The organism is Pricia sp., from assembly GCF_041745955.1.
Classification (GTDB): domain Bacteria; phylum Bacteroidota; class Bacteroidia; order Flavobacteriales; family Flavobacteriaceae; genus Pricia.
The window spans coordinates 1-2,153 of the sequence record NZ_JBGTHY010000031.1 but is presented as its reverse complement, the minus strand read 5'-3'; the positions used below and the strand labels follow the sequence as shown (position 1 = coordinate 2,153).

The 2,153-nt window shown below is 46.3% G+C and carries 3 protein-coding genes; all 3 read right to left on the bottom strand.

Features of this window, described 5'->3' with window-relative positions:
* The coding region (proB, locus tag ACEW8S_RS01060) for a glutamate 5-kinase (protein ID WP_373516339.1) at nucleotides 1–654 on the bottom strand (654 nt) is incomplete at its 3' end.
* Nucleotides 655–771: 117 nt separating this feature from the next.
* Entirely contained in the window at nucleotides 772–1,896 is a 1,125-nt protein-coding gene (locus ACEW8S_RS01055) for an aspartate aminotransferase family protein (protein ID WP_373516341.1), read from the bottom strand.
* Nucleotides 1,897–2,006: 110 nt separating this feature from the next.
* Nucleotides 2,007–2,153, bottom strand: a 147-nt coding sequence (locus ACEW8S_RS01050) for a pyrroline-5-carboxylate reductase dimerization domain-containing protein (RefSeq protein ID WP_373516340.1), incomplete at its 5' end; no start/stop codon positions are given.

The window sequence follows — 2,153 nt, the reverse complement described above, 5'->3', positions numbered from 1 at the left end:
GATCTTTGATTGCATGCCCCCTGTGCCATGCGATGACTTTTCTTCACCGACTTCTTTGGCCAATGTATCGATGTTTGAAATGGAAGAAATTGTTTTAGGATGGATGTCCTTCAGGGAAGCTTTGGTGTAAATACCATCGGTGTTCGTTGCGATGATCAATAGATCGGCACCCAAAAGGGATGCGGTCAAGGCGGCGAGTTTGTCGTTGTCGCCGAATTGTATCTCGTCTGCTGCCACCGTGTCGTTTTCGTTGATGATGGGGATGAAATTGTTGGATACCAGAACGTCTATCGTATTCTTGATGTTCGCTTTGGACTTCGGATTCTCAAAATCGGAGTACGACAGCAGGCATTGCGCCGCAAAAAGGCCCAGTTCTCGAAAACTCTCTTGGAACATGCGCATCAGATGCGGCTGCCCAATGGCGGCCAAGGCCTGTTTTACGTTGATCTCTTCACCGTTATGTTCCAGTTTCACGAACTGTTTGGCCGCTGCAATCGCGCCCGAACTGACGACGATAAACTCATAATCTGCCTTGAGCAAGGCAATCTGCCGACCGATATCCTCGATTTTACCCCGGGAAATCTGGTCGGTTTCCTTGGTGAGGGTGTTGGAGCCTATTTTTATTAGGATTCGCTTTTTCAATGATTTTTTCATTATTTCCACCTTTCGACCAAGTTTATTTTGAGCCGGGTCGAAAGGCTAAGGATAGGCTTCGACGGGAATCTGTTTTACTTTATGTGTTTTCTTTAGATAGGCGTTCTATCATCACCATTATAGTTCAGCATTTAGAGCCTCAAAAAAAATGTCCAAATCCTTTTCCGTAATGTTCAATGCCGGCAGCACTCGAAGAACGTACTTGTCTTTGGCACCTCCGGTAAAAAGATGTTGATTGTGAATCAGCCGTTTTCTTAGGTCGGCCACTTCGAAATCGAACTCCAGACCTATCATAAGCCCCCTGCCCTTTACTTTTTTAATTTGTGGGATTTCTGCGGCCAGTCCCCTAAAGTAGCCTTCCAAATGCTTGGCGTTTTCGATTAGGCGTTCATTTTCCAATACTTCTAAAACGGCCATTGTCGCGGCGCAGGCCAAATGGTTGCCTCCGAAGGTGGTGCCTAATAATCCATAGGATGCCTTGATGTCTTCGTGGATCAAAATGCCGCCGACGGGGAAGCCGTTGCCCATTCCTTTGGCAATTGAAATAATATCGGGGGTGATCCCATGATGTTGGAATCCGAAAAATTTGCCCGTTCGTCCGAAACCGGACTGTACTTCGTCGGCAATTAATATAACTTCATGCTTTTTACACAATTTCTCAATGAGTTGATAAAATTCAGTGGAGGGTTCATCGAGTCCGCCAACGCCTTGCACGGCTTCTAAAATGACCGCGCACACGTCGCCCTTTTCGATTTCCCTTTCAAGGGCTTCACCATCGTTGAAAGGCAAAAATGTCACTTTTTGCTGTTGGTTGATGGGCGCGTTTATCTTCGGATTGTCCGTTGCCGCGACCGCCGCTGATGTGCGGCCGTGAAAACTGTTGTGAAAGGCAATAACACGGGATTTTCCCGTATGAAAGGAGGCCATTTTTAAGGCGTTCTCATTGGCTTCTGCCCCGGAATTGCAGAGAAATAAATTGTAATCCTCGCAGCTTGACAATCGCCCCAATTTGTCGGCCAACTCTTCTTGCAACGGGTTCTTGACCGAATTGCTGTAAAATCCGATATTGTCCAACTGATCCTTCAGCCGCTTTACATAATGCGGATGTGAATGTCCGATCGAGATTACGGCATGTCCGCCGTAGAAATCGAGGTATTCTTCGCCTTTGTCATCGGTTACGACAATGCCTTTGGCGGATATCGGGGTTACATCGTAAAATGGGTATACATCGAATAGTTTCATTATAAAATCTTTTTTGTCATTCTCGGCCTTCATCTTAAATTTATCCTGAGCATAGTCGAAAGGCATATCAATTTTTTACAGCCAACCGATACTCCACTGCCAACGCCCTTTCACAACTGCCCTTCCTGAATGCGACTAATTTTCTCGTAAGATGCCACAATCCCCTGAATCAACGACGAACTCAAACCCTGATGCTCCATTTCGTTGAGGCCCTGTATCGTACATCCTTTAGGTGTGGTGACCTTGTCGATTTCCGC